Origin of the sequence: Thalassotalea nanhaiensis, from assembly GCF_031583575.1 — a bacterium.
Taxonomy (GTDB): domain Bacteria; phylum Pseudomonadota; class Gammaproteobacteria; order Enterobacterales; family Alteromonadaceae; genus Thalassotalea_A; species Thalassotalea_A nanhaiensis.
Map to the genome: position 1 here is coordinate 1,998,218 of NZ_CP134146.1, position 26,837 is coordinate 2,025,054.

24 protein-coding genes and 3 tRNA genes are annotated in these 26,837 nt (G+C 37.2%); 16 read left to right on the forward strand and 11 right to left on the reverse strand.

Features of this window, described 5'->3' with window-relative positions; all coding sequences use genetic code 11:
• Positions 1-184: 184 nt before the first annotated feature.
• Positions 185-499, forward strand: a complete 315-nt coding sequence (locus RI845_RS08745) for a PilZ domain-containing protein (protein WP_348389355.1) — start codon at positions 185-187, stop codon at positions 497-499.
• Between the two features lie 8 nt (positions 500-507).
• Here the strand turns inward: RI845_RS08745 and RI845_RS08750 are convergent, their stop codons facing one another.
• Positions 508-1,698 carry a class I SAM-dependent rRNA methyltransferase gene (locus RI845_RS08750; RefSeq protein WP_348389356.1) on the reverse strand — a complete coding sequence of 397 codons (1,191 nt, stop codon included), beginning with the start codon at positions 1,696-1,698 and terminating at the stop codon, positions 508-510.
• A 159-nt stretch (positions 1,699-1,857) separates the two neighbouring features.
• Between RI845_RS08750 and RI845_RS08755 the strand changes: the two genes are divergently transcribed.
• Together RI845_RS08755 and RI845_RS08760 are read left to right on the forward strand one after the other, a co-directional pair.
• Positions 1,858-2,127, forward strand: coding sequence for an acylphosphatase (locus RI845_RS08755; RefSeq protein ID WP_348389357.1), 270 nt, complete (start codon positions 1,858-1,860; stop codon positions 2,125-2,127).
• Positions 2,128-2,169: 42 nt separating this feature from the next.
• Positions 2,170-3,144 carry an NAD(P)H-quinone oxidoreductase gene (locus RI845_RS08760; RefSeq protein ID WP_348389358.1) on the forward strand — a complete coding sequence of 325 codons (975 nt, stop codon included), beginning with the start codon at positions 2,170-2,172 and terminating at the stop codon, positions 3,142-3,144.
• Between the two features lie 69 nt (positions 3,145-3,213).
• Here RI845_RS08760 and RI845_RS08765 read toward each other — a convergent pair whose 3' ends face one another.
• On the reverse strand, positions 3,214-3,426 hold the full coding sequence (locus RI845_RS08765; protein WP_348389359.1) for a DUF1653 domain-containing protein: 213 nt from the start codon (positions 3,424-3,426) through the stop codon (positions 3,214-3,216).
• 189 nt (positions 3,427-3,615) lie between these two features.
• Here RI845_RS08765 and RI845_RS08770 point away from each other — a divergent pair, with 189 nt between their 5' ends.
• From RI845_RS08770 to RI845_RS08780, 3 genes are all read left to right on the forward strand, one after another.
• Positions 3,616-3,858 carry a hypothetical protein gene (locus tag RI845_RS08770; RefSeq protein WP_348389360.1) on the forward strand — a complete coding sequence of 81 codons (243 nt, stop codon included), beginning with the start codon at positions 3,616-3,618 and terminating at the stop codon, positions 3,856-3,858.
• Positions 3,859-3,900: 42 nt separating this feature from the next.
• Positions 3,901-4,173, forward strand: a complete 273-nt coding sequence (locus RI845_RS08775) for a DUF4242 domain-containing protein (RefSeq protein ID WP_348389361.1) — start codon at positions 3,901-3,903, stop codon at positions 4,171-4,173.
• Positions 4,174-4,717: 544 nt separating this feature from the next.
• Complete coding sequence (locus tag RI845_RS08780; protein WP_348389362.1) at positions 4,718-5,113, forward strand: hypothetical protein; 396 nt, start codon at positions 4,718-4,720, stop codon at positions 5,111-5,113.
• 136 nt (positions 5,114-5,249) lie between these two features.
• Here the strand turns inward: RI845_RS08780 and RI845_RS08785 are convergent.
• The 3 genes from RI845_RS08785 to RI845_RS08795 form a co-directional block, all read right to left on the reverse strand.
• Positions 5,250-5,325, reverse strand: a tRNA-Asn gene (locus tag RI845_RS08785).
• 132 nt (positions 5,326-5,457) lie between these two features.
• Positions 5,458-5,533: transfer RNA gene (locus RI845_RS08790), tRNA-Asn, on the reverse strand.
• Between the two features lie 84 nt (positions 5,534-5,617).
• A tRNA-Asn gene (locus RI845_RS08795) sits at positions 5,618-5,693 on the reverse strand.
• A 522-nt stretch (positions 5,694-6,215) separates the two neighbouring features.
• On the opposite strand from RI845_RS08795, the gene RI845_RS08800 reads away from it, so the two are divergent.
• Positions 6,216-7,589, forward strand: a complete 1,374-nt coding sequence (locus tag RI845_RS08800) for an MATE family efflux transporter (protein ID WP_348389363.1) — start codon at positions 6,216-6,218, stop codon at positions 7,587-7,589.
• 2 nt (positions 7,590-7,591) lie between these two features.
• A complete protein-coding gene (gene uvrB / locus RI845_RS08805; RefSeq protein ID WP_348389364.1) occupies positions 7,592-9,589 on the forward strand; it encodes an excinuclease ABC subunit UvrB in 1,998 nt (665 codons plus the stop codon).
• A 14-nt stretch (positions 9,590-9,603) separates the two neighbouring features.
• On the opposite strand, the gene RI845_RS08810 is transcribed toward uvrB, so the two are convergent.
• The 3 genes from RI845_RS08810 to RI845_RS08820 form a co-directional block, all read right to left on the reverse strand.
• Positions 9,604-9,810 carry a hypothetical protein gene (locus RI845_RS08810; RefSeq protein WP_348389365.1) on the reverse strand — a complete coding sequence of 69 codons (207 nt, stop codon included), beginning with the start codon at positions 9,808-9,810 and terminating at the stop codon, positions 9,604-9,606.
• Between the two features lie 119 nt (positions 9,811-9,929).
• Positions 9,930-11,306 carry a sigma-54-dependent transcriptional regulator gene (locus RI845_RS08815; RefSeq protein ID WP_348389366.1) on the reverse strand — a complete coding sequence of 459 codons (1,377 nt, stop codon included), beginning with the start codon at positions 11,304-11,306 and terminating at the stop codon, positions 9,930-9,932.
• Positions 11,299-12,675: an ATP-binding protein gene (locus RI845_RS08820; protein ID WP_348389367.1), complete on the reverse strand. Its 1,377-nt coding sequence runs from the start codon at positions 12,673-12,675 to the stop codon at positions 11,299-11,301. Before RI845_RS08820 ends, RI845_RS08815 begins: the two co-directional genes overlap by 8 nt.
• Before the next feature lie 446 nt (positions 12,676-13,121).
• On the opposite strand from RI845_RS08820, the gene RI845_RS08825 reads away from it, so the two are divergent.
• Entirely contained in the window at positions 13,122-13,724 is a 603-nt protein-coding gene (locus RI845_RS08825; protein WP_348389368.1) for a hypothetical protein, read from the forward strand.
• An 82-nt stretch (positions 13,725-13,806) separates the two neighbouring features.
• Here RI845_RS08825 and queC read toward each other — a convergent pair whose 3' ends face one another.
• A complete protein-coding gene (gene queC / locus RI845_RS08830) occupies positions 13,807-14,487 on the reverse strand; it encodes a 7-cyano-7-deazaguanine synthase QueC (protein ID WP_348389369.1) in 681 nt (226 codons plus the stop codon).
• Positions 14,488-14,589: 102 nt separating this feature from the next.
• Here queC and queE point away from each other — a divergent pair, with 102 nt between their 5' ends.
• Positions 14,590-15,261, forward strand: coding sequence for a 7-carboxy-7-deazaguanine synthase QueE (gene queE / locus RI845_RS08835; protein WP_348389370.1), 672 nt, complete (start codon positions 14,590-14,592; stop codon positions 15,259-15,261).
• A gap of 12 nt (positions 15,262-15,273) precedes the next feature.
• Here the strand turns inward: queE and dinG are convergent, their stop codons facing one another.
• Positions 15,274-17,355, reverse strand: a complete 2,082-nt coding sequence (dinG, locus tag RI845_RS08840) for an ATP-dependent DNA helicase DinG (protein WP_348389371.1) — start codon at positions 17,353-17,355, stop codon at positions 15,274-15,276.
• Positions 17,356-17,435: 80 nt separating this feature from the next.
• Between dinG and RI845_RS08845 the strand changes: the two genes are divergently transcribed.
• The 3 genes from RI845_RS08845 (at position 17,436) to RI845_RS08855 (ending at position 22,097) form a co-directional block, all read left to right on the forward strand.
• Positions 17,436-19,832, forward strand: coding sequence for a DNA polymerase II (locus RI845_RS08845; protein ID WP_348389372.1), 2,397 nt, complete (start codon positions 17,436-17,438; stop codon positions 19,830-19,832).
• Positions 19,833-19,908: 76 nt separating this feature from the next.
• Positions 19,909-21,099 carry a cystathionine beta-lyase gene (locus RI845_RS08850; RefSeq protein WP_348389373.1) on the forward strand — a complete coding sequence of 397 codons (1,191 nt, stop codon included), beginning with the start codon at positions 19,909-19,911 and terminating at the stop codon, positions 21,097-21,099.
• A gap of 248 nt (positions 21,100-21,347) precedes the next feature.
• Positions 21,348-22,097, forward strand: coding sequence for a hypothetical protein (locus RI845_RS08855; protein ID WP_348389374.1), 750 nt, complete (start codon positions 21,348-21,350; stop codon positions 22,095-22,097).
• Between the two features lie 69 nt (positions 22,098-22,166).
• Here the strand turns inward: RI845_RS08855 and RI845_RS08860 are convergent, their stop codons facing one another.
• On the reverse strand, positions 22,167-23,609 hold the full coding sequence (locus RI845_RS08860; protein WP_348389375.1) for a sulfatase-like hydrolase/transferase: 1,443 nt from the start codon (positions 23,607-23,609) through the stop codon (positions 22,167-22,169).
• 414 nt (positions 23,610-24,023) lie between these two features.
• On the opposite strand from RI845_RS08860, the gene RI845_RS08865 reads away from it, so the two are divergent.
• The 3 genes from RI845_RS08865 to RI845_RS08875 are packed head-to-tail and all read left to right on the forward strand — an operon-like array spanning position 24,024 to position 26,821.
• On the forward strand, positions 24,024-24,839 hold the full coding sequence (locus tag RI845_RS08865; protein WP_348389376.1) for an SDR family NAD(P)-dependent oxidoreductase: 816 nt from the start codon (positions 24,024-24,026) through the stop codon (positions 24,837-24,839).
• Between the two features lie 15 nt (positions 24,840-24,854).
• Positions 24,855-25,979 (forward strand): saccharopine dehydrogenase family protein, encoded by a 1,125-nt coding sequence (locus tag RI845_RS08870; RefSeq protein WP_348389377.1) that lies wholly within the window; start codon positions 24,855-24,857, stop codon positions 25,977-25,979.
• Positions 25,979-26,821, forward strand: a complete 843-nt coding sequence (locus RI845_RS08875; protein WP_348389378.1) for an enoyl-CoA hydratase/isomerase family protein — start codon at positions 25,979-25,981, stop codon at positions 26,819-26,821. The genes RI845_RS08870 and RI845_RS08875 overlap by 1 nt, the downstream gene beginning before the upstream one ends.
• Positions 26,822-26,837 lie beyond the last annotated feature (16 nt).

The window sequence follows — 26,837 nt, forward strand, 5'->3', positions numbered from 1 at the left end:
AGAGATAAAATTGACAACAGCGTCACAAGTCCTTATAAAAGTAGGGTGTTTATTTTTGTGTTTTTTTAAGATCTTTGTACAAATAAAAGATTTAAAGAAATATGGTACTAATTTTATAATTTATCGAATAATCAGATAGTTAATTAGTATTGAATAAGTTGTCGCAGTAGTTATAGAGGTATCTATGCACAAATTTGATCAAGATTTTGATGAAAGTCGCTCAATGTTTAGAACTATGGTTAATCAGCAAATCACCATCACCTTGCTTGATGAAGAAACCAATATGGATGTGATGGTGAATTGTCGTGACATTAGTGCCACAGGGATCGCTCTAGAAATAGAACACCCTGTTGAGGTAGGCACGATAATTAAATTTCATAATGAATGTGATGAACAACTATCAGCGCCCTTGACTGATTGCAAGGGTAAAGTATTACGTTGCGAACAAGAAAGTAAAGACTTGTTCTTATTAGCCATTGAAATTATAGACGTCGAATAATTCTTGAGTTAATCCATTTGGCAGACTAAGCCTTTAAGGTAATAGCCTTCTGGATAGTTCAACGAAATAGGGTGGTCTGCTGCTTGATGTAAACGTTCAATTATTCTACCTTCACGTTTTGCATCTAATGCTGCATCGGCAACAATTTTCTGAAATAAACCTGCGTCCATCAAACCTGAACATGAAAACGTAAGCAGTAAGCCGTTTTTATTCAACAGTTGCATCGCCAACATATTAATGTCTTTATAACCCCTACATGCCCCTTTTAATTGCGCTTTCGATTCTGCAAATTTTGGTGGATCAAGAATGATCATGTCAAACTTTTTACCTTGTTCACGATATTGACGAAGCAATTTAAATACATCTTGTTTTACAAACTGCACGTTTTTATCTTGTAAATTGTTTAACTCAAGGTTTTCCTTTGCAAGGTCTAACGCTGTTTGAGATACGTCAACGTTTATCACTTCTTTGGCACCTGCTTTAGCACAATGGAGTGAAAATGTGCCTGTATAAGAAAAACAATTTAAAACAGTTTTATCTTTCGCGTATCGTCCCGCAGCTAAACGTGAGTCACGTTGATCAAGATAGAAACCTGTTTTATGGCCTTTCTCTACATCAACCTTGATCTTAATACCATGCTCTTCAATGACACATTCAGTAGAATCTAACGGTGTGCTGATCCAACCTTTGCTTAGTTCTAAACCTTCTTTTTTACGTACATCAACATCTGAGCGTTCATAAATTGCGTGTGTGGGATATAGCTCGGCTAAGATCCTAAAGATTGTATGGCGATGATAATCTGCTCCAGCACTTAATAACTGACAGCTTAATATGTTGTCATACACATCGATGGTAAGACCTGGTAAGTTATCTGATTCGCCAGCAATTAAACGAAAGCCATTTAAGCCGCCATCGGCTATAGGTCTTTCTCTTAGTGTTGCTGCATTGATAAATCGAGTTCTAAAAAATTCATCATCAATGTTTTCATGTTGATTAAACGTCCAAACTCGAACTCTAATTTGTGAGTCTGGTGAATATGCTCCTTTAGCAAGCCAGTTACCCTTACTATCAAAAATTTCAACGGTTTCACCGGGGAGTGGTTTTCCAACAATTTTGTTGACTGCTTTGGAAAAAATCCAAGGATGACGACGTAAAAGTGATTTTTCTCGCGCAGGATTTAACATTATTCGTGCAGACATACTATATTCTTTATGTAAGGTAAAAAGAGCACTGATTGTAAACAAAGCTGGCGCAGTTAACAATATACCCATGACCATTGAATATACAGGTTTTCGTATGTTTGGAGTTCTTACATGGTTACGGCTATTCGATCGGGCGAAAATAACAAAGGATAAACTATGAAAGTTTGCTATATAGCGAAAGTAACTGGTGTTGTACAAGGTGTATATTTTAGAGCCAGTGCCCAAAATATCGCCATAGATCATGCACTAAGTGGCTATGCACATAATCTTGAAGATGGTAGTGTAGAGGTTATGGTGTGTGGCGATGAAGATAATGTTCAACATATGCTCGACTGGTTACATCAAGGTCCAGATGAAGCAGAGGTTGAAAATGTTACAGTCGATCAAACTCACCCACGAGATATTAATCATTTTTCTATTGGATAAATTGCGTATTTGCAATTAAACCTGTTTTTATTAGGATGACAAGTGAAGTTTATAGACGTAACTGAACAACAAGAACTAGTATTTAACCAAACACCAACTCCGACTATTACCAATGACGAATGCCTAATAAAAGTGCATGCGCTGGGTGTTAATCGTGCCGATTTATTACAACGTGCTGGCAAGTATCCACCACCACCGGGTGAGTCACCTATTTTAGGTCTTGAAGTTTGCGGTGAAATTACAAAACTTGGCGATGACGTAAGTGGGTTTGACTTAGGCGATAAGGTCTTGGGCCTTGTTGGCGGAGGCGGATATAGCGAGTATGTAAAAATTAAAGCCTCACATATGATTTCGTTGCCTGAACAGCTTAATTATTCTCAAGGTGCCGCCATCGCGGAAGTTTATTTAACTGCCTTTCAAAGTTTATTCTCTATTGCTAATGTACAACCCAAAGAACACGTGCTCATTCATGCTGGTGCGAGCGGGGTAGGTACTGCTGCAATTCAATTATGCAAAGCGATAGGCGCTGAAGTTACTGTTACGGTTAGCTCTGAGAAGAAAGCCCAAGCGTGTAAGGCTTTAGGTGCAGATAACATCATTAACTACAAAAATGAAGACTTTGTAGCATGGAAGAAACAACACCTTAAAGCTGGTTTTAATGTGATTTTAGATGTTGTTGGTGGTGATTATTTATCTAGAAATATCGATGTTGCCGCTTTAGACTCAAAAATTGTTATGTTAGCAATGTTGGGCGGTCGATTTTGCGAACAAGTTGATGTCGCCAAGATGTTGCTTAAACGAGTTAATATTCATGCGACTACGTTAAGAAGTCGTTCTGATAACTATAAAAGTAAGCTCGTAGCTGATTTTAATGCAAAGTTTTCACAAGCGTTAAGTGATGATTCGGTAAAGCCGGTGATTGAACAAGAGTTTGACTGGAGCGAAGCGGATCAAGCTCACCAGTTAATGAGCCAAAATAAAAATATTGGTAAGTACATTCTAACGATTAATCACTAGTTAATTTTCTGATATTCGAATGCCAAGACAAGATAAACACTTGTCTTGGCATCAAGTTAAGGCCACTAATTAATCTGCTACCTTTGTAAACCTTAATAGCGTTTTTCCATCTCTTTCAATGGTTTCATTAAACATGGTGAGGGGTCTTATCCATACGTTTCTATCACCATATAAGGGGTGATAAACAACAAACTCCTCTTCAGTTTCACTATGTTTGGCAATATGTAAAACCTGATAAAAATTGCCCTTAAAATGTTGGTATTTACCTGTTGGTATGCTCATACAATACTAGTCTTAATTCAATCGGTGGTTAAGTTTACCCTAATCAGTACTAAAGCCAAACATAACTGACCCCGTTTATGTTCTTTGAATGAGATGAATGTGAAAACGTTAAACATCTTCTATTATTAGCATTATTAAATAAGGGTTTTATCCCGATCGTTCAGTGTGTTGGTATCAAATGAGGAATTTATGGCAAACTTTTTTAACTTTTTATGGGCATTTATTCTTTTATATAGTGTTGTAGCCGCGCTGTTATTAGTTACCGGCAAAGCCAAACCGGGTATGCAGGTTGGTTACTCACTATATGGCCACTTAGTGACTTCAGCTGGTGCATTAATAAATGGCTTAGGGTTAAACCCAACAATAGGAGTAATTGTTATTTTGTATGGGGTATACCTTCATTATAAAGAAATGATAAAACAGCAAAATTGACAGGGTAACCTATAATGAAATAGATTTTTCAAGGAGCTTGTCATGCCAAAATACATTATTGAAAGAGAAATACCAGATGTTGGTCAGTTATCCTGTGAAGATTTTACCGGAATAGCGCAAAAGTCGTGTTCTGTACTCAATGAAATAGGTACGAGCATACAATGGTTGGAAAGTTATGTTACTGATAACAAAATATACTGCGTATACATAGCACCCAATGAAGATGTCGTTATGGAACATGCTAATAAGGGCGGATTTCCAGCAAACAGTATTCAACAAGTGCGCAGGATAATTGATCCAACCACTTCAGAGTGATATGAAAATTATTTAACACTCACGTTGCTCTACCAACTGAGCTAGTTTTTTTCTTCAGAAAGCAAATCAGAAAATAAACCATCCATGGCATTTCTGCATATAGTTCTTCCATGAACAAAAAGGCCTGTAACTATTTCTAGCACAGGCCTTCTTTAATGTGGTCATTAACCTAGATTTGAAATCCTAATCATTCTCAATTATTCATCTTCATTGATTCGTAATTACAAAATTTACATAAAGTTTTTAGATACGCCTCCCATAAAAACAGAGCAAAAGGTTAACCTAATAAGATTCAAATATAATAAAGCCAACAGTTATAAGAAGCTCCTGCGGTAATTGCTAATTAAGTTGTTGATTATAAAAGGACTAAATAAAAATAAACTTTATATTACATGGTCAAAAACTTTTTAAAAATCTCATGTAATAATTTCATTTACAGGATATTTTGTATTTCTAAATTACTATACTGGTTTCAGTTTGAGGGTGTAAAATTTAGTTTTGTATTTTGCTATCCATATTTAGTAAAAATATAGGGAATCATAAAATGAAAACATTTATTAAAACACTGTTTGCAGTGACGATCACTTTTGGGTCTTATCTATCAGTAGCGAATGAAAGGAATGTGACTTTTAAAGCCGGAGATTCTAGTCGAGGAACACAAACTTGCATAGCTGCGGCTCAAGATGACTTATTTAAATTAAAAGCATGGGGTAGGTTTGACGGTAACGGTCCAAAGGATACAACTAGAAATTTAATTTGTAATAATCAAGATATAACAAACTTTGCAGCTTCTTTTCAAGCCTACAAAACGACAAAATATTTATCTCGATATGCTCCTGGAAAGTACAAGGTAGACGTAGATAAAGTAAGGATTATTGATTTAGCAAACAGTAAAACTCAATCATATAAACATGTAATCATATTAGTAAGTAGCAATTAAGTTTTGTATTAGACTTGAACCAGGGACAAACGCTGACTTTACAAATAGTACAGTCCGTTGCTCTACCAACTAAGCTAGTTTTTCTTCAGAAAGCAAAAAGGCCTGTAACTATTTCTAGTACAGGCCTTCTTTAATGTGGCTCCTCAACCTGGACTTGAACCAGGGACAAACGGATTAACAGTCCGTTGCTCTACCAACTGAGCTATTGAGGAATAATTTTTTAGAGTAGTATTATTTTCTACTTTTAATATGGCTCCTCAACCTGGACTTGAACCAGGGAGGAACGGCGATTTTATATTAATCAGTCCGTTGCTTTGCAACTTTCTGTATATCATCACCAAATATGGCTCCTCAACCTGGACTTGAACCAGGGACAAACGGATTAACAGTCCGTTGCTCTACCAACTGAGCTATTGAGGAATTGTTCTTTTTTGATTTATAAAAGTCTTACTTGAATGCTTTCTAAATCTTAATAATCGTTATCGCTAACCATTACTTTTAATATGGCTCCTCAACCTGGACTTGAACCAGGGACAAACGGATTAACAGTCCGTTGCTCTACCAACTGAGCTATTGAGGAATTGTCGTTAAGCAACTTGCTTAACGGGGCGGAATATTATATTTCTATATCGAGCCTGTCAACACTAAAAATAAGATTAATTTCAATTGTTGTATCGTTTGCTTGTTTTGCATACAAATTGTCGCTGAATTAGCCGCCTAGAGACAAGTTGATTGTTAAAAATAATTTAACAATTATCAGGATTTCATTGAAAAGTTATCCACTGTTTCTGTGGATAACTGTGTGCATTGAAGTGTAAACATTTTGTACGGGGCTGTTTCTATTGATTTTTATAAATAGAACACATTGAATGATGCCCTGTAAACTTGTTAATTTACAATGGCTTATGTTCTAATTGGTTATTATTGAATCTATCGGACTGTTTTATAAGCAATCGAATGTTTTATGTTCTGAATGTGCATAAATTATTTGTTTTACGTTAAATGCTGATTAATTAGCTATAAATCTAATAATTAATAGCTAGTGCGGTTACTATCTTTTACAATAATAAACTTTCCATTTCTCCAAAGTATTATTTTATCGATGACAAAAAAAAATAAACGGACTAATCAAGATTTATTGAATGATCCAGTCAATAGCACACTAAAAAATATGACCATACCGATGATCTTTGGCATGGTGTTGTTAATGACGTTTAACTTAGTCGATACATTTTTTGTCAGTTTGCTCGGCACGCAACCATTAGCGGCGATAAGTTTTACTTTTCCAATAACGTTTACCGTTATTAGTTTATCAATAGGGCTAGGTATTGGTACCTCAGCGGTAATTGCGAAAACGTTAGGTAAAGGTAATACAGAAGATGCACGCAATGCGGCAACAGTTGCGTTATTGATTACATCAATCATTGTTATGATCCTGTCCTTTTTTGGTTATGTATTTTCTGATCAAATATTTACTTTATTGGGCGCTGAAGATCACCTATTAGAACTTATTCATGATTATATGGATTTATGGTTTTTAGGAAGTGTTGGTTTAATTGGTCCAATGATTGGCAATGCCGTTTTAAGAGCTTCAGGTGATACCCATACCCCCAGTATTGTAATGGGAAGTGCCGGTCTAATAAATGCGATTTTAGATCCAATACTTATTTTTGGTTTTGGTCCTATACCAGCTATGGGGATTCAAGGCGCTGCATTGGCTACTGTGATTTCTTGGGGCTTTGGCTTAGCGTTTATTACTTATGTACTTGCGTTTCAACGTAAACTCATACATTTATCCTTACCTGAATGGTCTGTGGTAAAACAATCAGCAGGGCAGATACTGCAAATTGGTCTACCCGCTGCAGGGGCCAATATGCTTACCCCTATTGCTGCAGCAGTAATGACAGCAATTGTTGCTGGTTATGGTGAATCAGCTGTAGCGGCGTTCGGTGTAGGTTCCCGCATTGAATCAATAGCTTGTTTAGTCGTGCTGGCAATGTCGATGACATTACCACCATTTATCAGTCAGAATTTTGGCGCTGGCAATATCGAACGAGTAGAGCAAGCGTTTAATGCTTCGGCTAAATTTGTCATATTGTGGCAAATTGTTATTTATGTTGTGCTTATTATAATTTCCCCTCTAATTAGCTCTGCTTTTGCAAAAGAACAAAGTGTGGCAGACATCATCACTTTATTCATGTGGATTCTGCCATTAGGATATGGTTTACAAGGTATTGTTATTTTAACTAATTCTTCATTTAATGCCTTACATAAACCAATGGTTGCATTAGTATTGAGCATTATTCGTTTGTTTGTATTTTATGTCCCTCTAGCATACGTTGGCAGTATATTTTTCGGTTTAACTGGGCTCTTTGTTGGTGCGTTATTGGGGAACTTATTTATGGCCGTTGTTTCTTATTACTTATTTAACAAGCAGTTTAAGAATCCTGAAACATTAAGTTCAGCGGGAGCATAATCATGACTAAAGAATTTCAAATAGTTTCTGATTATACGCCAAGCGGCGATCAACCAACTGCGATTGCTAAATTAATGGATGGTTTAGACTCTGGCTTAGCTCATCAAACCCTACTTGGAGTTACGGGCTCGGGTAAAACGTTTACTGTTGCAAATGTTATTGCAGAACAACAACGCCCAACAATGATTTTAGCGCCTAATAAAACGTTGGCCGCTCAGCTGTATGGTGAGATGAAAGAGTTTTTCCCTCATAATGCGGTTGAGTACTTTGTATCGTACTATGACTATTACCAGCCAGAAGCCTACGTACCAACTACCGATACATTTATTGAAAAAGACGCATCAATTAATGAGCATATTGAACAAATGCGTTTATCAGCCACTAAGGCACTATTAGAGCGACGAGATGTTGTTATTATTGCCTCTGTTTCTGCAATTTATGGTTTAGGTGACCCAGACTCTTATTTAAAAATGATGTTGCACCTCAGGCAGGGCGATATTATCAATCAGCGCGACATTTTAAGGCGTTTAGCTGAATTACAATACACTCGCAATGATGTTGCGTTTCAGCGCGCTACATATCGTGTCAGGGGCGATGTGATTGATATATTTCCGGCTGAATCAGACCGAATTGCTATTCGTGTTGAATTGTTTGATGAAGAAGTAGAGCGCATTAGCCAATTTGATCCACTTACCGGTCAAGTAGAGCGTATATTACCAAGAGTCACCATATACCCAAAAACTCATTACGCCACACCACGCGAAAAAATACTCGCTGCAGTTGATAAAATTAAAGTTGAATTGAAAGAGCGTGCTACCCAATTAAAAGAAAATAACCGCCTTGTAGAAGAGCAGCGAATCGTACAGCGCACTCAATTTGATATTGAGATGATGACTGAGCTCGGCTATTGCTCTGGCATCGAAAACTATTCCCGTTATTTGTCAGGGCGAGAGCCGGGTGATGCGCCGCCAACCTTGTTTGATTATTTACCAGATGACGGTTTACTTATATTAGATGAGTCGCATGTAACCGTCCCTCAAATCGGTGCTATGTATAAAGGTGACCGTTCACGTAAGCAGAACCTTGTTGAATACGGTTTTCGTTTACCTTCTGCGCTTGATAACCGGCCGATGAAGTTTGATGAATTTACTGCTATTTCACCACAAACAATCTATGTTTCAGCTACACCAAGTGATTATGAAATTGATAAGTCTTCAGGTGAAATAGCGGAACAAGTCGTTAGGCCTACCGGCTTATTGGATCCTGAAATTGAAGTTCGACCTGTAGAAACACAAGTTGATGATTTACTCTCAGAAATAAATGTTAGGGTGGCTAAAAATGAACGAGTTCTCGCGACGACATTAACGAAAAGGATGGCTGAAGATCTTAGTGAATATTTGACCGAACATGGCGTAGCCACTCGTTATTTACATTCAGATGTAGATACGGTTGAGCGTATGGAAATCATACGTGATTTACGCTTAGGTAAGTTTGATGTGTTAATCGGCATTAACTTGTTGCGTGAGGGACTAGATCTACCCGAAGTATCTTTAGTGGCTATTTTAGATGCTGATAAAGAAGGTTTTTTACGTTCAGAACGTTCACTAATTCAAACCATAGGCAGAGCGGCGCGTAATTTAGAAGGTAAGGCTATTTTATACGCTGATAGAATTACTAAATCGATGAAAAAAGCTATCGATGAAACTGAACGTCGTCGTGCTAAACAACATAACTATAATGTAGAAAATGGTATCACTCCTAAAGGATTAGTTAAGAAGATACAAGATGTTATGGGTGTAGGTAGTGGATTAAAAGAAGGGGACTCGAAGGTAGCTTCTCCAGCGGCAGAGCAACATATTTTAACTACGACAGAAATAGATAAAAAAGTTGCCAGCCTTGAAAATGAAATGTTTGATCATGCACGCAATTTAGAGTTTGAGAAAGCCGCTGCATGTCGAGATGAAATATCGAAACTACGAAATTTACAACTAAAAACGTAACCAGTTTTAAATAGTTAAACTCTAGAACTATAAAACGTAATTATTTCTGCAATCTCATCGGTATTGCATTTACGTAAACTGGAGATCTCATTAATGATTTTGTCCTGGATATCAACAGGAAATAACATTAATTGTTCTAAATACAAGTGTGCTTGTAACTCGTCTTTTGCACTAATGAGATCGGCTAAATGAATAGCATGATGTTCCCAAATAGAGCCCATACGTCCTCCTATAAATAACTAAGACATATGATAAGTTTAGGCTAGAAATTCACTTTTAGCCTAATAATTATGGGGCTTGTGGGCATTTATACATAGAGCTTTAATTTTAAAAAGCTAAGTTATTTATTTAATTGGTATTTTTCTAATCGGTATAAAAATGCTTTGTACGACATTTGTAAATGTTTAGCAGCTTTGGTTCTATTTCCATGATTTTTGCTTAATGCACTCGCTAAGCATTGTTGTTCAAAACTGTCCCAGCTAAAGCTCTCATCTGGAAAACTAAAATCAGGCGTATTGTCACAATTTTGTCCATCTGGAACATGCAATGCACTGATCAATTCTTGTTCATCATCTAACAATACAAACCGTTCAAGCCTATTGGATAATTCCCTTACGTTTCCTGGCCAGTGATACTCTAGTAACGACCGATAGGCAGATGCAGATAGTTTGGCAATGTTTATGTTGTGGCGTTTGCTGTGTAACGATAAAAAGTGTTCGCACAATGAGGCAATATCTTCACTGCGATCTCGTAAGGCAGGCATGTTTATAGGAACAATGTTTAAACGATAAAAAAGATCTTCTCTAAATTGGCCTGTTTTTACTTCTTGGTCTAAATCCCGGTGTGTTGCTGCAATTACCCTTACGTCGAGTGTCAGTTCTTTATTACTTCCAACTCGAGTAATTGTACCTTCTTGTAAAAACCGTAATAACTTAACTTGGGTGTTTAATGATAACTCACCAACTTCATCTAAAAATACCGTGCCATGATTGGCAGCTTCAAATTTACCTATTTTGGTTGTATTTGCGCCAGTGTAGGCACCTTTTTCAGCACCAAATAATTCTGATTCGGCTAATGAATCGGTAATTGCACCACAGTTAATGGCAATAAATGGTTTATTTTTTCTGTCAGACGACTGATGCAAAGCTCTTGCAGCGAGTTCTTTTCCTGTACCTGTTTCTCCAAGGATCAAGATTGTTGCATTGGTAGCCGATACACGTTCGATCCGTTGATAAACCTTTTGCATGCATGGGGCTTTGCCAACTAAACCGATCAGTTGGTTTTGTTCGCCAAGCTGTTGGTTTAAGTTCAAATTCTGTAAGCGCAGTGATTTAGCTGTAAGCGCCTTTTCGATAGTAAGCAGCAGTTCTTGTCGTTGAAAAGGTTTAGCGATGTAATCATCGGCACCTTGTTTAAGTGCTTCTACTGCATGGCTTATGGTTCCATGAGCCGTAGCAATAATAAAGCCGTGTTCGGCACTTGCTTTTATCGTTGTCTTGTTTCTAACGTAATTGAGTAAATCAATCCCAGATAGTTTGCCTAATTTCCAATCTGAAAACACTAGGTCAACAGGCTGCTCTTTTAGTAATAGAATTGCTTGTTCAACACAATCGGCACTGATCACTTGATAATTAGACGCACTGAGCAAACTAACAATTAATTCCCGTTGCTGTTGCTCATCTTCAACGACTAATATGAGCACATCCTGATTATTCATTATCATCACCGCTGCTAAATGTTGCACTGGCAAGGCAACCTGTTTTTGAATTAGTTAATTTAATTTTTCCATTATAGTTTAAATTAATCAGACGGTTAGCAATATATAGTCCCATGCCAGAGCCTTCGGCTTTATTGGTAACGTGAGGTTTAAATAAGTCTTCTTTTATATTTTCTTCAACACCGCCGCCGTTATCTTCAACAATTACTTTTACCGCGTTATTTACTGCCGTAGTGCTAATGTTTACGGTTCCATTAAGTGTTGATGCTTCGCACGCATTAATAATTAACGTATGCAGGATTGAGCGGATCTCAGATTCACTACCTTTAATTATTAGATTTTCATCACCCTCACAGCTGATGTTTAGTTGCTTGTCATCGCTGGCTTTGTATTCAAGAATGATATCTTGTATCACAGCATGTATCGGTACTTGCTGATCTCTTGTTAAGCCGGCCGTGGTAAGTTGTAGCAATGCGCTGATCGTTTTATTCATATGTTTAATTTTGGCTGTTACAGCACTGATTAATTCTGTTCGAGTTTTAGCCGTGATGGACTCATCATTAAGCTGTTCAATAGCAAGGCCTATTGTATGAATAGGATTTCGTAATGCGTGGGCCAAGCCCTGGCTTACTTCGCCAAGCTCGGCCAATTGTTGAATTTGTTGGTGTTTTTTCTCTGCTTTGCTAAATTCCTCTAGTTTTTCTTTAGTCGCATTAAAATGCTGAATGGTTTCTCTGATCTCTGTAACCCCTTGTTCACCAACATGATGATGATAGTCACCAGACGCTAATTTTTTAAACCCTAATGATAGTGCTTGTAATGGCTTGTTAAATTGGTGACTTAACCAGTACGCGAAACATAATGCTAATGCTGCTGATACGATGATCATTAATAGTATTTCTTCCATTAATGATGTTATTTTTGTATTGCTATCGCTAAAGTTAAAAACAAAGTCTTTGTTTAAATGTTTAACATGGGTCGCCTTATTTGAATTTTCTCTATGTAAGTCTTGTACTATTTCATTAAACTCTTTTAAAACCACGGCTTTACTAACCTGGTGCGGTTGATTTTCTACATTATTATCATCTACGCTGTCGAAAGAAGAGCTTTGAATTTCAGCTTTTGTTATAAACTTTATCTTTTCATCTTCTTTATTAACTTCCCGAATAATGTGAACGTCTTCATCATTGTGCAGTTCAGTATCTGAACTCGAGTTTTGATGAATAATTTTAATGTTTCTATGAAGGTTTTCTTGTGAGTTACCTTCATCCTCTACCACAACCTCTATTCGTTCTGCCGCCATTGCTATAACACGTTGCGACATATGTTTTGCTTGTAAATTAACTTCTTCATTGAAGTTTTTTGCCATCCAGTTGACCAGTGCTATTTGGCTTAATGCTAACAGCAGGATTAGGCATCCAATTAATGAAAATAAGTAGGTTTTTAAAGACATATCAGAATATAAAATAATAAATGCATAGTGTTAATATAACAACAAATGTGCCAATCGCTAATATAAAAATAAACTCATTAAAACAATGAGTTATCTAGGCATAATATTTTGTGAATTATCTTTTCAAAGCAAAAGTCCTGATATCAGGATATTTGTTACTTATATAAGTACATTAAACAATGAAAATTATTCAATAAAGAATCAAAGTAGCATTTAAATGGCTGCTAATACCGTGTGTTTTCTTATGTTTAGGCTTGTGTTATAAACTTGGTATGGATTTCGCAATCATGATATTGCAATGACAAAACTCGCAGTTAAATAATTAACCAATTGTCATCATAATAAATACAACGGAGTAATACATGAACAAACAATTTAAAGCATTTAATAAAACATTCTTAGCAACAACGTTAGCATTCGGCCTATCTACACTAGCTGTTGCACCAAGCTTTGCTGCAGAAAAAGAACTGCACAGAAATATTGAAGTTATTGCCAGTGATGATGTTAACGCACAAGTAACGATAAACGTAAATGGCGAAACTTCAGAATATACTTTACCTAGAGAAGCTTTGCATGATCCGAGTAAATTAAAATCAGCCATTTCAGATTTACCAGAAGAAGATCAACAGCTTATATTAGAGTCTTTAGGAAATATGCCAAAGTTACATGAAGCCCATGGTGAAAACGTAATGGTGATTAAATCAGGCGCGGAAGACATTGAGTGGGTGAGTGAAGATGGTGAACACAAAAGGGTAATGGTTATTGCAATGGATCATAATGACAGTGACAAAGTCATTCATAAAGTTGTACACAAAGAAATGCCAAAAGATAAAAACCATGTATTTGTCAAAGCGGATGACCTGCAAGGCAGCCATGCTAAGGCGATAAAACATTTAATCAGTAAAGGTAAGTTTACTGCAGAAGAGCTGAATGATATTCAACAAGCTTTAGACGAAAAACGTTAAAGATTACAGCGCACAAGCTCAATATAATATGTTAATAAAAGCCACATTTGTGGCTTTTTTTATACTAAAATTAAGCGTGTGGTTATTCGTACTCTAATGGGTCAACTACTTTGTTTAGCTCAAATGCTTCGAGGCGCTCTTGGCAAGCTCCACACTTACCACATGCTTTTTCTCGACCGTTATAACAGGTCCAAGACTTGCCATAATCTAATCCCATCGCTAAACCGTCAGTTAAGATATCTATTTTAGTTTGGGTCAAGTAAGGGCTAAATATCTCTACAGGTTGGTAGTTTGCTATTTGACAAACGTCATTCATTTTCAATACGAATTCAGGGCGACAGTCAGGATAAATAGCGTGATCGCCAGAGTGAGCACCATAATATACTTGACTTGCTTCTACTGAAACGGCATAACCTACAGCTAGAGATAATAAAATCATATTACGATTAGGAACAACCGTAGACTTCATGCTGTCTTCTTCATAGTGGCCTTCAGGTATGTCAATGTTGTCGGTAAGTGATGAGCCGGCAAGTAATTGATTAATTGCAGAAATATCAATTACTTTGTGTTCAATATTTAGCTCTTTACAAACATTGGCTGCATATTCAATTTCTTTCACATGCTTTTGCCCATAGTCAAATGTTAAGGCATAAACGTGTTTACCATCTTTTAAAGCTCGATTTAAAACCGTAAAAGAATCCATGCCGCCAGAGTAGATCACAACTACTTTATTAACACTGTTTTCTGCCATTTTTTCAGTCATTTCTTGTTGCTCTTGAGTTATACTATGAATAATTAACAATATTATACCAAGTTAAATTAATTGGTATTACTTAAAATTAAAAGATCCAAAAGATTATTTACTATGAGTCACTATAAAATTAATGAATTGTTTGAAACTATCCAGGGAGAAGGGTCATTCACCGGACAACCGTCTATTTTTTTGCGGTTACAGGGGTGTCCTGTTGGTTGTAGTTGGTGCGATACCAAGCATACATGGGAGATAAATTTAGACAGTGAAGTTTCAAGTGATGTGGTTTTACATAAAACAGCAGAAACTGACGAGTGGGTCGATCTAGATTGTGACGCTATTCTAAGAATTATTCACAGCAAAGGCTTTAAAGCCAAGCATATTGTTATTACTGGTGGTGAGCCTTGTATGGTTGACCTTAAACCCTTATGCGAAATGTTTGAGCAGCATGGTTATTCTTGTCAGGTAGAAACCTCTGGTACATTTGAAATTTTAGTGTCAAACAACTGTTGGGTTACAGTGTCGCCAAAAGTAAACATGCGTGGTGGTTATGAAATATTGTCATCAGCAATGGTTCGTGCCAATGAAATAAAGCACCCTGTGGGTACAGAGCAGCACGTTGACGATTTAAAGGCATTGCTCACCCTGCATAATATTACCGATACACCGGTTTACCTGCAGCCAATAAGTCAAAAAGAGCGAGCAACCAAGCTCGCGATTGATACCTGTATTGCTAATAACTGGCGTTTATCTGTACAAGTTCATAAATACATCGGAATTGAATAGCCCTGATATTTTTTAGTACTCAATATTACGATTAAACGGTGGCAAAGAATCAAGTAAATCTTTGCCGTAACGTTTTGAAACCAGGCGTCTGTCTAAAATGGTGATCATGCCAGTGTCTTTTTCATTTCTTAATAAACGACCACAAGACTGGATTAACTTTTTAGATGCATCAGGCACAGACAACAACATAAATGGATTACCACCTTTAAGCTTAACGTATTCAGCTTGTGCCTGATCTACCGGTGATGTTGGTACTGAGAAGGGCAGCTTGGTAATAATTAAATTGGTTAGGTATTTGCCGGGTAAATCGAGTCCTTCAGAGAAACTTTGGCTACCAAAAATAATGCTTGTTTTACCCTCATCACAAAGTTCTTTATGAGTTTTAATTATTTCCTGACGAGAGTTTTCCCCTTGTACTTGCACCTTAAATTTTGGTTTCTTGCGCAACGCTTCTGCAACTTTTTCCATTTGCCAATATGATGAGAACAGTACCAAGTTGGCTTGTTTTTCTCTTAATAATGTTGGCAGCTTTTTGATGATCTCCTCGGTAAACTCATCACTTACGTTTGGCTCATATTGCATTTTTGGAATACTAAGTACTGCATTTTCTTGGTAATTAAACGGTGAATCGAGCTTTTTGTACTGAGTACCGTCGTTATTTCCCAGTCCCGATTGTTTTCGAAAGTGATCGAAGGAGTTTAATGCACAAATAGTAGCAGAACATAACACTGCAGCTTCACATTTACTCCATAAGTTATCTTCAAGAAAAAAACCGACTTCAATAGGTGATGCTGAAATTAAATAATCATCTTTTTTACTCGATGTTTTCTCTAACCAGCGAGCAAGTGGGGCGCCTTTTTCAGAATCTGTTTTAGCATACATATACCAAATTTTTTCTAAGTTTTCTAAACGTTGAATTTCAAAGCCTGATTCAGCCAGTAATGGCTCTGCGAGATACATTTGTACCTCGCCGTCTTTTACTTCTTCCATGAGTAAATTGTAAAGCTTATTTATTTCACTTAACGCTTTTTTAGCCGTTGATGAAATATCTTCTGCTAAGTTCTTCAAGTTTTGCGGAATAATGCCATTTTCAAATCGATATTGTTTTTCTTTGGCAAAATATACTTGTTGGTTGGCATCTAAAAATGAGTTTACTTTTTGTAAATCTGCAATGAGCTCCTGAGTAAAGTCTGCCAGTTTTAATGCTGGAGATATTGCCCGTTGACTCTTACAAAGTTTACCTATTTTATCACTGGTGACTGCTACTTTAGCTAACCATTCAATCGCACCTTTTACCGTAGCCATCGCGGAAGAATGATCGCGAGTTATATCAGGCAAATGATGAGCTTCATCAATAATATATATACTGTCTTCTGGTTCGGATAGTATTTTACCACCGCCAAGCTCTAAATCAGCGAGCAACAAGCTGTGATTAACCACTAGTACATCGGCAACATCCATCAGCTCGCGTGCTTTATGAAATGGGCAGTGAGTGTGCTCACTTAAATGTCTTAAACAGCTGTGCTTATCGCTTTGTATATGTTTCCAAATGTGGTTTGGAATAGGCGTAGGCCAGGAATCTCTATCACCTTGCCATTTACCGGAGCTTAGTTTTTCATTTAACCGTTTGAGCAGTTTGATGTCGCTAACTTTAGGTTTTTCAGTAAACATTGCAACTTGTGCGGTATCACTGTCGGTATTGCATGCAAGGGCTAAACGATGTTTACAGACATAACGCTGACGACCTTTAACTAAGCAATATTCAAAGGCTAACCCTGATGTTTCTAATAAAAAGGGTAAGTCTTTTAAAACTAGCTGCTCTTGCAAGGCAACCGTTGCGGTAGAGATCACAACCTTTTTTTGACGGGAAATAGCTAAGGGAATAGCACCTAGGCAATACGCTAATGACTTTCCTGTACCTGTGCCGGCTTCAATAACAATATGTTTTCTGTCTTTTGAATATTCACCTGCAATAGTTTTGGCAATTTCTGCGATAAGGTAAGCTTGCTGTTTTCTTGGCGTAAAATTTTCAAGTTTATCACCTATGTTTTTATATGCTTTGCGGATAATTTCCTTGGTTTTATCACCTAACATTATTTTTTTGTTTCCATTAGCGTGTTGCTTTAATATACTGCTGTATATATTAACAGGTTTTTATATTAATTCGACTTTTAATGTCTCAACAGCTTCAAAAAGGTTTTCTCCTCACAAGGCAAGTGCAAGACACTCGCCACGGCATGCTTTTGACCTACTGGTTAAAGGGCGTTGATGGCCCGATAAAAATTACCGTAAATAACGAATTAGCCGTATTTTTTGTCGAAGATGCTAATGCGTTACAGGCCCATGACTTTTTAACTCAAAACAATATAAAACATCAATATAAACAATTGAATTTAAAAAACTTCAGTCAAAATCAAGTGCATGGATTTTACTTTGCCAAGTTGAAGCTTTTTTATAAAGCAAGAGAGCTTTTAAAAGAGCTCGGTATAAAATGTTTTGAAGATGATATTAGGCCTGAAGACCGATTTTTAATGGAACGTTTTATTACCGGAGCAATGGAGTTTACCGGTGTAAAACAAAGCGCTGTTGGCTTCAGTCAATATCAGCAAGCCAAAGCCCGAAAAACTGAATATACTCCCAATTTAACCATGCTTTCTATTGATTTAGAGTGTTCTTTTGACGGTGACTTATTTTCTATTGGTGCTTATAGCAACACCATAAAGAAAGTTTTTATGATAGGTGATGTGGAAGAGAGTGCCGATGAGTATATTGAATGGGTAGAAGATGAGTACGATTTATTACTCAAGTTTATTCGCTGGTTAAATGAGGTTGATCCCGACATTATCATTGGTTGGAACGTAATAAATTTTGATTTTAAATTACTGCAAAAGCGTTGTGACATTAATAACATTAAATTTGCCATAGGTCGTGATGGCAGTGCCCCTTATTGGCGACAAAATCGTTTAAGCCCTGAGCAAAACTTTATTTTAGTTGCTGGTCGAGTCATTCTCGATGGTATTGATTTACTTAAATCAGCAACGTATTCGTTTCCTAGCTTTTCACTTGAGTACGTATCTCAACATCTACTTGGTATTGGCAAAGATATCGAAGACGTAGATAATCGGGTTGAGGAAATTAAACGTAAATTTTTATATCACAAACAGCAGTTGGCAAGTTACAACCTTGAAGATTGCCGCCTGGTCTGGCTGATTTTTGAAAAAACGTTATTATTAGATTTTGCCGTATTACGCTCTGCGTTAACCGGGTTAGAACTAGACCGTGTTGGTGGTAGTGTTGCAGCGTTCACAAATTTATATTTACCAAAACTGCATCGTAGTGGCTATATTGCTCCGAATATGGGCGATGGTGACAGTGGGTTAGTGTCACCGGGCGGTTATGTGATGGATTCTATACCCGGTTTATATAAAAACGTATTAGTACTTGATTTTAAAAGCTTGTATCCCAGTATTATTCGTACCTTTAACATCGATCCTATGGGGTTAATTGAAGGATTGTTAGAGCAACAGCTAGAAATTGAACAACCAAAACCCGACATGTACAAAACCATCCCTGGTTTTGATGGCGCTTTTTTCTCCCGTAACAAACACTTCTTACCAGAAATAATAGAAAACTTATGGGCAGAGCGGGACAAAGCTAAACAACATAAGAATGCACCGTTATCGCAAGCCATTAAAATTATTATGAATTCTTTTTATGGAATTTTAGGCTCTACTGGCTGCCGTTTTTTTGATCCAAGGCTGTCGGGCTCAATTACAAAACGCTCACACCAACTCTTAAACCAAACCAAAGATTGGATAGAAGAATTAGGCTACACGGTTATTTATGGTGATACGGACTCCATTTTTGTCAGTGTTGGTGAAGATAAAACCGACAAGCAAAGTGTGTCTGTCGGTAAAGAGATGATGGCGTTTATCAATAAACGTATGAATCAAGAACTCACAGATAAATACCATATAAACTCTGCATTAGAAATTGAATTTGAAACTCATTTTCATCAGTTTTTGATGCCAACAGTACGTGGTCAAGATATTGGTACCAAGAAGCGTTATGCGGGCTTAGTAGGGCGTGGGGAGCAAGAGAAGCTTGTTTTTAAAGGCTTAGAAAGTGTTCGTACCGATTGGACCGAGCTTGCAAAAGAATTTCAGCAAACACTGTATTTAAAAGTATTTAAAGGTGAGCCGGTAGAGGATTACATTTTAACTACCGTAGCCGATACGTTAGCGGGTAAGTTTGATGGGCAGTTAATTTATCGAAAGCGTTTACGCAGAAAGTTAGAAGATTACCAAAAAAATATACCTCCTCATGTAAAAGCTGCTCGCCATGCTGATCACCTAAATGAAAAGCTTGGCAAACCTTTACGTTATCAAAATAAAGGCTGGATAGAGTATGTTATGACTGTAAATGGTCCGCAGGTAAAGGAACATCTAAGTTCAGCGATAGATTACCCTCTATATATTGAACGTCAATTGGGGGCGGTGGCTGATGGAATATTACCCTTTATAGGCAAATCGTTTGGTAATATAACAGATGAGCAGTTGCAACTATTTTAAATAACAGGTATAAAACATTTAGATGGCTAGATAGCTATATTAGTTAGATTAAGTTTTTAAATAATTCAAACCTCAATTGAGTAACAAGATGAAAGATAAAACAAAAATTGTTAATGCCGGTCGTTCAAAAAAATGGACTCAAGGTATCGTTAACCCACCAATTTATCGTGCATCAACGGTAGTATTTGATTCAGTCGCTCAAATGAACAGCGCGGTTAAAAAACGTCAACAACAAGAATTATTTTACGGTCGTCGTGGCACGCCAACTACCTTTGCTTTCGCGAACGCGATGAACGACTTAGAAGGCGGAGTGGGCTGTTATGTATATCCTTGTGGTACTGCTGCAATCACCGCTGCAATTTTAGCGTTTGTAAAAGCCGGAGATCATTTGTTGATGGTTGATTCAGTGTATGAGCCAACACGAGATTTTTGTGAGCAAACGTTAAAGTCGTTTGGTGTTGAGGTTACCTATTATGATCCACTTATTGGCAAAGGTATAAAGAACCTAATTCAAACTAATACCAAAGTTATTTTTCTAGAATCTCCTGGCTCTATTACCATGGAAGTACAAGACGTACCGGGGATATGTGACGTTGCGCATGCGCTAAATCCAGACATTACCGTTATCTTAGACAATACTTGGGCCTCACCAATACATTTTCAACCATTTGAGCATGGGGTTGATGTTTCAGTGCAAGCAGCAACCAAATACGTAGGTGGGCATTCAGATGTCATGTTAGGTACGGCTACAGCGAATGAAAAAAGCTGGCCTGTACTTAGAGAAAAGTCATATCTACTTGGGCAATGCGCTTCACCAGATGATATTACCTTAGCGTTAAGAGGAATAAGAACGCTAGATTTAAGGCTTAAACAACATGAGCAAAATGCGTTAAAAGTAGCAACATGGCTGCAAGGACGTAGTGAAGTGGATACTTTATTTCATCCCGCGTTTGAGTCCTGTCCGGGACATGAATTTTTCAAACGAGACTTTGTTGGTGGAAATGGTTTGTTTTCATTCTCTTTAAAGCAAAGTAATCCACAAGCGTTAACAGAATTTTTAGATGGTATGACTCACTTTAAAATGGGCTTTTCTTGGGGCGGTTTTGAAAGTTTAGTCATGGCTTACAGTACAATGAAGAACAGCAGGCCTAACGCCACTGTTGCGCTTGATTCCCCTGTGATCCGATTACATATTGGTTTAGAAGATGTTGATGATTTAATTGACGATTTAGAACGTGGATTTGAACGGTTGAATAAAGCGTTATAGCGAACACCAAACTAACTAGTAGTTTGAGCCATTTATAATACGATAAATGCAAACCAACAAGGATATATGTGGGTTTGTATTAAACTCTTTAATTTTTTCATCGATAGTTTTAACTTCCTCCTCCTTACAAATTCTTATTGTAAAATTCTGATAAACATTGGTTTTTTTAAATTCTCTGATACTGTTAATACTAAGTTTACATATTTGTTAACGCTAATTAAAAATAAAAACATAGAAAGGGGAGTTTCATGTTCATTAAAACTATTATATTAAGCGCCTTATTAACCGTGAGTTCAGTAGCAGCAGCTGACGATTGGAAATTTGGTATTGGTACGGGATTCTTTGCTTTAAATATTGACGGTGATATTGGTTTGAATACTGGTGCAGGACCTGTATTAACACCTCTTGATTTAAGCTCAAGTGATGTCAGTGACCTTATGGAAAGTGCGTTTGGTTTTACGGGGTTTGCACAAAAGGGTAAATGGAAAATCAGTTATACTGTTTCACACCTTGAGCTAGCAGGCTCAGAAACGTCTGAGTTAGAAAATAGCGGAGAGTCAATTGCAACAAAGTTAAACTTTGTTGCTGATGGTTTAGATGTCAATGTGGCTTATCAATTTGACAACGGATTTAGTGCTTATGCAGGCGTTCGCAATACAACGCATGAAATTGACTTTGATCACAATGGTCCGGTACATGTTATTGATCGAACGGTAGAAAATGACTGGACTGATGCATATGTTGGGGTGGCTTATGCTATGACAATTGGAACAGACAAAGCCTGGGTTACTCATATAGATGCTGGAGCCGGTGGCTCTGAAGGCAGTGTTACCATTAATACTGCGCTGGCTTGGCAGTTTTCACCGTCATGGGCAGCGTCTATTTATGCAAAGCATTATTCTGTAGAGTTTGAAGAAGGCAGCATAGGTGATAGTGATTGGTACTTTTACGATTCGGCAGAGTTCGGTGCTGGGTTAGGTATTATGTACAGTTGGTAAATTAGTGTATTAATTGTATTAATAAAAAAAACAGCCAATTCAGGCTGTTTTTTTAAGTTTAAAACTAGGTTATTTTTTATCGTAACCTTTGAACTCTTCACCCGGTTGAATGTTTCGATACACTGCCATGCTCTTTTTAAGATCAACAATCTTCTTCATTATTGGCTCCATTACCCAGCCGTGTACATAGCCCTGATTTCCCCATAACTCATAAGCTTCTTTGGGATCATTTTTAATGTCAAAAAGTTGTGGGAAGGTAAATTTAGTTACCGCCACTGAATGAGTTGATTCTGTTGCCATAAAATGCATTTTCATATTACGCCACTTGATGGCAAACAAATCATCACCAACAAAAACAATAAAATGATCTCGATTAGATGTCTCTTGTTTGCCAAGGAAAAAGTCCTTTTGATTTACGCCGTCAATAGGACGATCTGTAGGTACCAGTTTATCTGCACCAGCAAAACTGGCAATAGTGGTGTACATATCAATATCACCTACGATTTCATCTGATACACGACCAGCCTTAATTTTATTTGGGTAGCGGATCATTGCTGGAGTCCGTAATCCGCCTTCGTAGGCGGTACTCAATCCACCACGCCAAGGGCCATTTGAACCACCTCCACCGTCTTCACCGGCAGCTAGAGCACCTGTTTGTGGGAAATTTCCTGCACCATTGTCTCCGGTAAGAATAACCACTGTATTATCAGCAATGCCTGCATCATCTATCGCTTTTAAAACTTGACCTATATTGTGATCAACTTCCATTTGTGTATCAGCATAAATGCCGGCTTTAGAGGCGTTTTTAAAGTCTGGGTGCACAGTAAAAGGAGGATGAAAATGAGTAAAAGCAATGTAGCTATAAAAAGGTTTGCCAGTTTTAGCTTGCTTTTTAATATTTGCTATCGCTTTTTCGGTTATCTCACTATCTAAGGTTATTTTTGCAGGAATATCGAATTTTCTAACCTTTGTCGCATCCTTACCTTTTACGCCCTCATAAATATAAGGGGTAGTAGCAACAGTCGGATCCCATTGTGGTGTTGCTGTATAGCCTGAAGCATTGGTGCCTTCTTGCGTTCCCCAAAAGTAATCATACCCCTGATAATTAGGAAGCTTTTTAATGCTTGCACCAACATGCCATTTGCCAAACAGTGTTGTGTGATAACCTGCATCAGAAAGAAGTTCGGGTAAGGTATACTCCCAATAGGCTAAACCATCAGGCTCTCCAGGGGCTGGTACTTTTTGATTACCGCTACGAATTGGTAGCCTACCAGTGTGTAACGCGGAACGAGTAGGGGTGCATTGGTTTTGAACATTAAAGTTTGTAAGTCGTAACCCTTGGTTTGCAAATTTATCAATACTAGGTGTTTCAATGGTACTGCCTTGAATACTCAGGTCTCCCCATCCCCAGTTATCCACTAAAATATAGACAATATTTGGCTTATCTTCTGCAAAGGTATTAAAAGATAATACTAATACGGTACAAACTAACAATCGCTTAAAAAAATTCATTAATCTTGTTTCCTATACTACTGAATTCAATAGAACTTATTGAACTATGTGAGAATATAATCAAGTTAAGTATTACTCAGCATTTGTAGTTTTGCTTGATAATTCAGACCATTTTTTAATTAATTTAATCAGAGTGCTGTTTTAAGTTTAGTTATTACTCAGTTATATTCGCCCAGATGCCTAGTAACAATAGCAAAGCATCCTCAATTTTTTGCATAAACCTCCTTTAGAATCAAACCAATCCATCAATTTAATAATTGAGCCAAATTATCAAGCTTATCGGTCTTGCATTCTTATACTTGAGCTAATTTTTAACATTAGCTAAAAATTAATGAAATTAGAGTATGCATTGATAACTGTAATCAAATAAACGCAATTAAGTATTTATAAAATTACATCTGCAGGAATTTTTATATGAAAAATCAATTTTACAATAAAGTATGTCTGGTTACTGGATCTGCATCTGGCATCGGAAAAGCCGTTACTCAATTACTTTCCAGTCGTGGTGCAAGGGTTGTAGCCGTTGATATTAATATCACTCAATTACAGCAATGGGTCGATTCATCTAATAACAACATAACGGTTAAACGTTTAAATGTTATTGAACACGAGGATTTTTCTCAATTAATCAAAGAGATCATAACTGAGTTTGGTCAGTTAGATTATTTATTCAATATTGCTGGCATTACAGTTGCGGGCGAGGTTGTTAATTTAACTATCGAACATTGGAAAAAGGTTTTGTCGGTAGATTTAGATGGTGTCGTAAATGGATCAACATTAGCGTTTAAACAAATGGCTAAACAGGGGGGGGGTCATATTATCAATCTTGCTTCTATTCAAGGTTTGGTGCCACTACCTATGGAAGCACCATATGTTACTGCAAAATTTGGGGTTGTTGGCTTGTCACAGGCGTTACGTGTTGAAGGTGCTGATTTGGGCGTTAAGGTAAGTGTTGTTTGTCCAGGTTATGTCAAAACCCCAATTTTTGAAAAAAGCGAAATGATGAATTTAGATCGTGATAAGCACCTTAAGTCACTAGAAGGCTTTGAAAAATCAGGAATATCCCCAGAAGGCTGTGCTGAAGTTATTTTAGCTGGTGTTAAAAAGAACAAAGCAATAATCCCAGTAACAACTCCTGCTAAATTTTTATGGATGTTAAGTCGTCTTTCACCAAGTTTTTTAATCAAGTTATTAACCAAAGATTTAGCAAAATCAAGATTAAACAGATAAATAGGAATATTAAAAATGAATGATAATTATCAAGTTGTCGTCTATGGCGCGAGTGGCTATACCGGACGTTTAGTTGTTGAGTTTTTAAGGGAATATAACATTCCTTTTATTGCTGCTGGTAGGAATTGTAGCCGCATCGAAGAAGCAATGAAAACAATTCCCGGAATTGAAAATGCCGACTACAAAATAGTAGAGGTTGAGCATACCGTTGAAGCTTTAACTGCGCTATTAAAGGGCAAAAAGGTCGTTTGTAACACGGTAGGCCCTTTCTCTCGATTTGGTGAAGAAACCATCCAAGCAGCATTAAATAGCGGTTGTCATTATTTAGATACAACGGGTGAGCAAAATTGGATGTTGGAAATGGAAGCAAAATTCCATGATAAATTTGAGCAGGCTGGTTTAGTCTGTGCACCTGCAACGGCATATATGTTTAGTGTGAGTGATATTGCAGCTCGTGTTTGTTTAGAAACTCCAGGTATTGATAGCCTTGATGTTAGAGTTTTTACTTTTGGTACACCTACTGTTGGTTCTACCCAATCAGTGTTTGATATGTGCCGTAACCCGTCATTCAAAATTGTTGACCACCAGTTACAACAGTATGAAAAAACATTTGTTAGGCAAGAGCTGGCACTTCCTTATAGCGGTGACATTGTTATGGGAAACCAATGGGGAGGCGGATCACACGTTGTTTATTTTAAAAATGATGGCCGAGTTCGTAACTGTAATATGGTACTTGCCATGGGTAATCAAAATATCTGGAAAGGTTGCGAAGAACTGGAAGTTGCTTACAACGTACAGCTGCAATGGCTTAATGATGAGCAATTGTTTCCGGTTTTGGACCATTTAGCGGGTCAAATGCAAAGTACTATGCCACCGCGTGAGAATCGACATAAAAATCGATTTATTGATTGGTGTGTCGGTCGAGGTAATAACAAGTCTGTTCGTTGTGAAATTTCTGGCAATAATGCCTATCAAATCACCGGTTTATTACAAGCTTATGCTGCTATGCGCCTTATTAAAGATAAGCCAAGTAAAGCGGGTTTTCGTTCAATTAATGAAGTATTAGGGCATCGTGACGTATTTGGCGCAATTCAAGCTTATGGGTATGCCACTATGAAAGAACAACAGGAGACACACTAATGAACTTTTCAACATTTTCCACTAAAAAAGATGATGCAACTTTAACCGTTACTCTTAATTACGGAGACGTTAATATGATGTCAGCTACTATGGTTGCAGAGCTTTTTTCTTTAGTTGGACAGCTAACGATCGACACATCAACTAGGGTAGTAGTGTTTGAAAGTGCAAATACAGATTTTTTTGTTGCTCATTTTGACATTAACGACATTTTAAAATTAATTGATGGTGACCCTACAATTCCAGTAAGTAAAAGTAAGGATTTGAATATATTACAAGCCCTTGGTTTATCACTTAATAGTTTGCCGCAGGTCACTATCGCTAAGGTAGATGGCATATGCCGTGGTGGTGGCTTTGAAATGATGCTGGCGATGGACATGTGCTTCGCCACCGAACATTCTAAATTTTGTTTTCCTGAAGTCAGTGCCGGCTTTTTACCATCAGGAGGTGGGTCTACACTCCTTCCTCTTAAAGTTGGAAGTGCTAGAGCATTAGAAATTATGTTAACTGCTAGAGACTTTTCAGGAGCTGAAGCCGGGCTTTACAATGTCGTGAATAAAGTTTTCTCAAATAGCGAGCAATTAGATGACTATGTAAAAAGTACTGTGGCATATATGTCTACTAATAGCTTGGCTTCAATTCAAGGAGTTAAGTCTGTATTAAAACAAACAATGTCAGGTTTTAAAAATGGCTTGTTTTCTGGTTTAGCCCAAGAAAACACAGTAATGGAACAATGTTTTTCAAACCCGAAAACTATACAAACACTGCGTTTACTTGCAGATAATACCGGTGCTGTGGAGCAAGAGTTGGAACTTGTTAATACCATTAGAACTTTAGTGAACTAAGCATAGTAATGATAAA

Bases quoted from the DNA above. Each gene is read 5' to 3' on its own strand.
- uvrB (WP_348389364.1), top strand. From the start codon at position 7,592: ATGACTAAAGAATTTCAAATAGTTTCTGATTATACGCCAAGCGGCGAT.
- dinG (WP_348389371.1), bottom strand. From the start codon at position 17,355: ATGTTAGGTGATAAAACCAAGGAAATTATCCGCAAAGCATATAAAAAC.
- RI845_RS08845 (WP_348389372.1), top strand. From the start codon at position 17,436: ATGTCTCAACAGCTTCAAAAAGGTTTTCTCCTCACAAGGCAAGTGCAA.
- RI845_RS08860 (WP_348389375.1), bottom strand. From the start codon at position 23,609: ATGAATTTTTTTAAGCGATTGTTAGTTTGTACCGTATTAGTATTATCT.
- RI845_RS08870 (WP_348389377.1), top strand. From the start codon at position 24,855: ATGAATGATAATTATCAAGTTGTCGTCTATGGCGCGAGTGGCTATACC.
- RI845_RS08815 (WP_348389366.1), bottom strand. From the start codon at position 11,306: ATGAATAATCAGGATGTGCTCATATTAGTCGTTGAAGATGAGCAACAG.
- RI845_RS08855 (WP_348389374.1), top strand. From the start codon at position 21,348: ATGTTCATTAAAACTATTATATTAAGCGCCTTATTAACCGTGAGTTCA.
- RI845_RS08780 (WP_348389362.1), top strand. From the start codon at position 4,718: ATGAAAACATTTATTAAAACACTGTTTGCAGTGACGATCACTTTTGGG.
- RI845_RS08820 (WP_348389367.1), bottom strand. From the start codon at position 12,675: ATGGCAAAAAACTTCAATGAAGAAGTTAATTTACAAGCAAAACATATG.
- RI845_RS08745 (WP_348389355.1), top strand. From the start codon at position 185: ATGCACAAATTTGATCAAGATTTTGATGAAAGTCGCTCAATGTTTAGA.
- queC (WP_348389369.1), bottom strand. From the start codon at position 14,487: ATGACTGAAAAAATGGCAGAAAACAGTGTTAATAAAGTAGTTGTGATC.
- RI845_RS08800 (WP_348389363.1), top strand. From the start codon at position 6,216: ATGACAAAAAAAAATAAACGGACTAATCAAGATTTATTGAATGATCCA.
- RI845_RS08875 (WP_348389378.1), top strand. From the start codon at position 25,979: ATGAACTTTTCAACATTTTCCACTAAAAAAGATGATGCAACTTTAACC.
- RI845_RS08770 (WP_348389360.1), top strand. From the start codon at position 3,616: ATGGCAAACTTTTTTAACTTTTTATGGGCATTTATTCTTTTATATAGT.
- RI845_RS08810 (WP_348389365.1), bottom strand. From the start codon at position 9,810: ATGGGCTCTATTTGGGAACATCATGCTATTCATTTAGCCGATCTCATT.
- RI845_RS08775 (WP_348389361.1), top strand. From the start codon at position 3,901: ATGCCAAAATACATTATTGAAAGAGAAATACCAGATGTTGGTCAGTTA.
- RI845_RS08750 (WP_348389356.1), bottom strand. From the start codon at position 1,698: ATGTCTGCACGAATAATGTTAAATCCTGCGCGAGAAAAATCACTTTTA.
- RI845_RS08755 (WP_348389357.1), top strand. From the start codon at position 1,858: ATGAAAGTTTGCTATATAGCGAAAGTAACTGGTGTTGTACAAGGTGTA.
- RI845_RS08825 (WP_348389368.1), top strand. From the start codon at position 13,122: ATGAACAAACAATTTAAAGCATTTAATAAAACATTCTTAGCAACAACG.
- RI845_RS08765 (WP_348389359.1), bottom strand. From the start codon at position 3,426: ATGAGCATACCAACAGGTAAATACCAACATTTTAAGGGCAATTTTTAT.
- RI845_RS08865 (WP_348389376.1), top strand. From the start codon at position 24,024: ATGAAAAATCAATTTTACAATAAAGTATGTCTGGTTACTGGATCTGCA.
- queE (WP_348389370.1), top strand. From the start codon at position 14,590: ATGAGTCACTATAAAATTAATGAATTGTTTGAAACTATCCAGGGAGAA.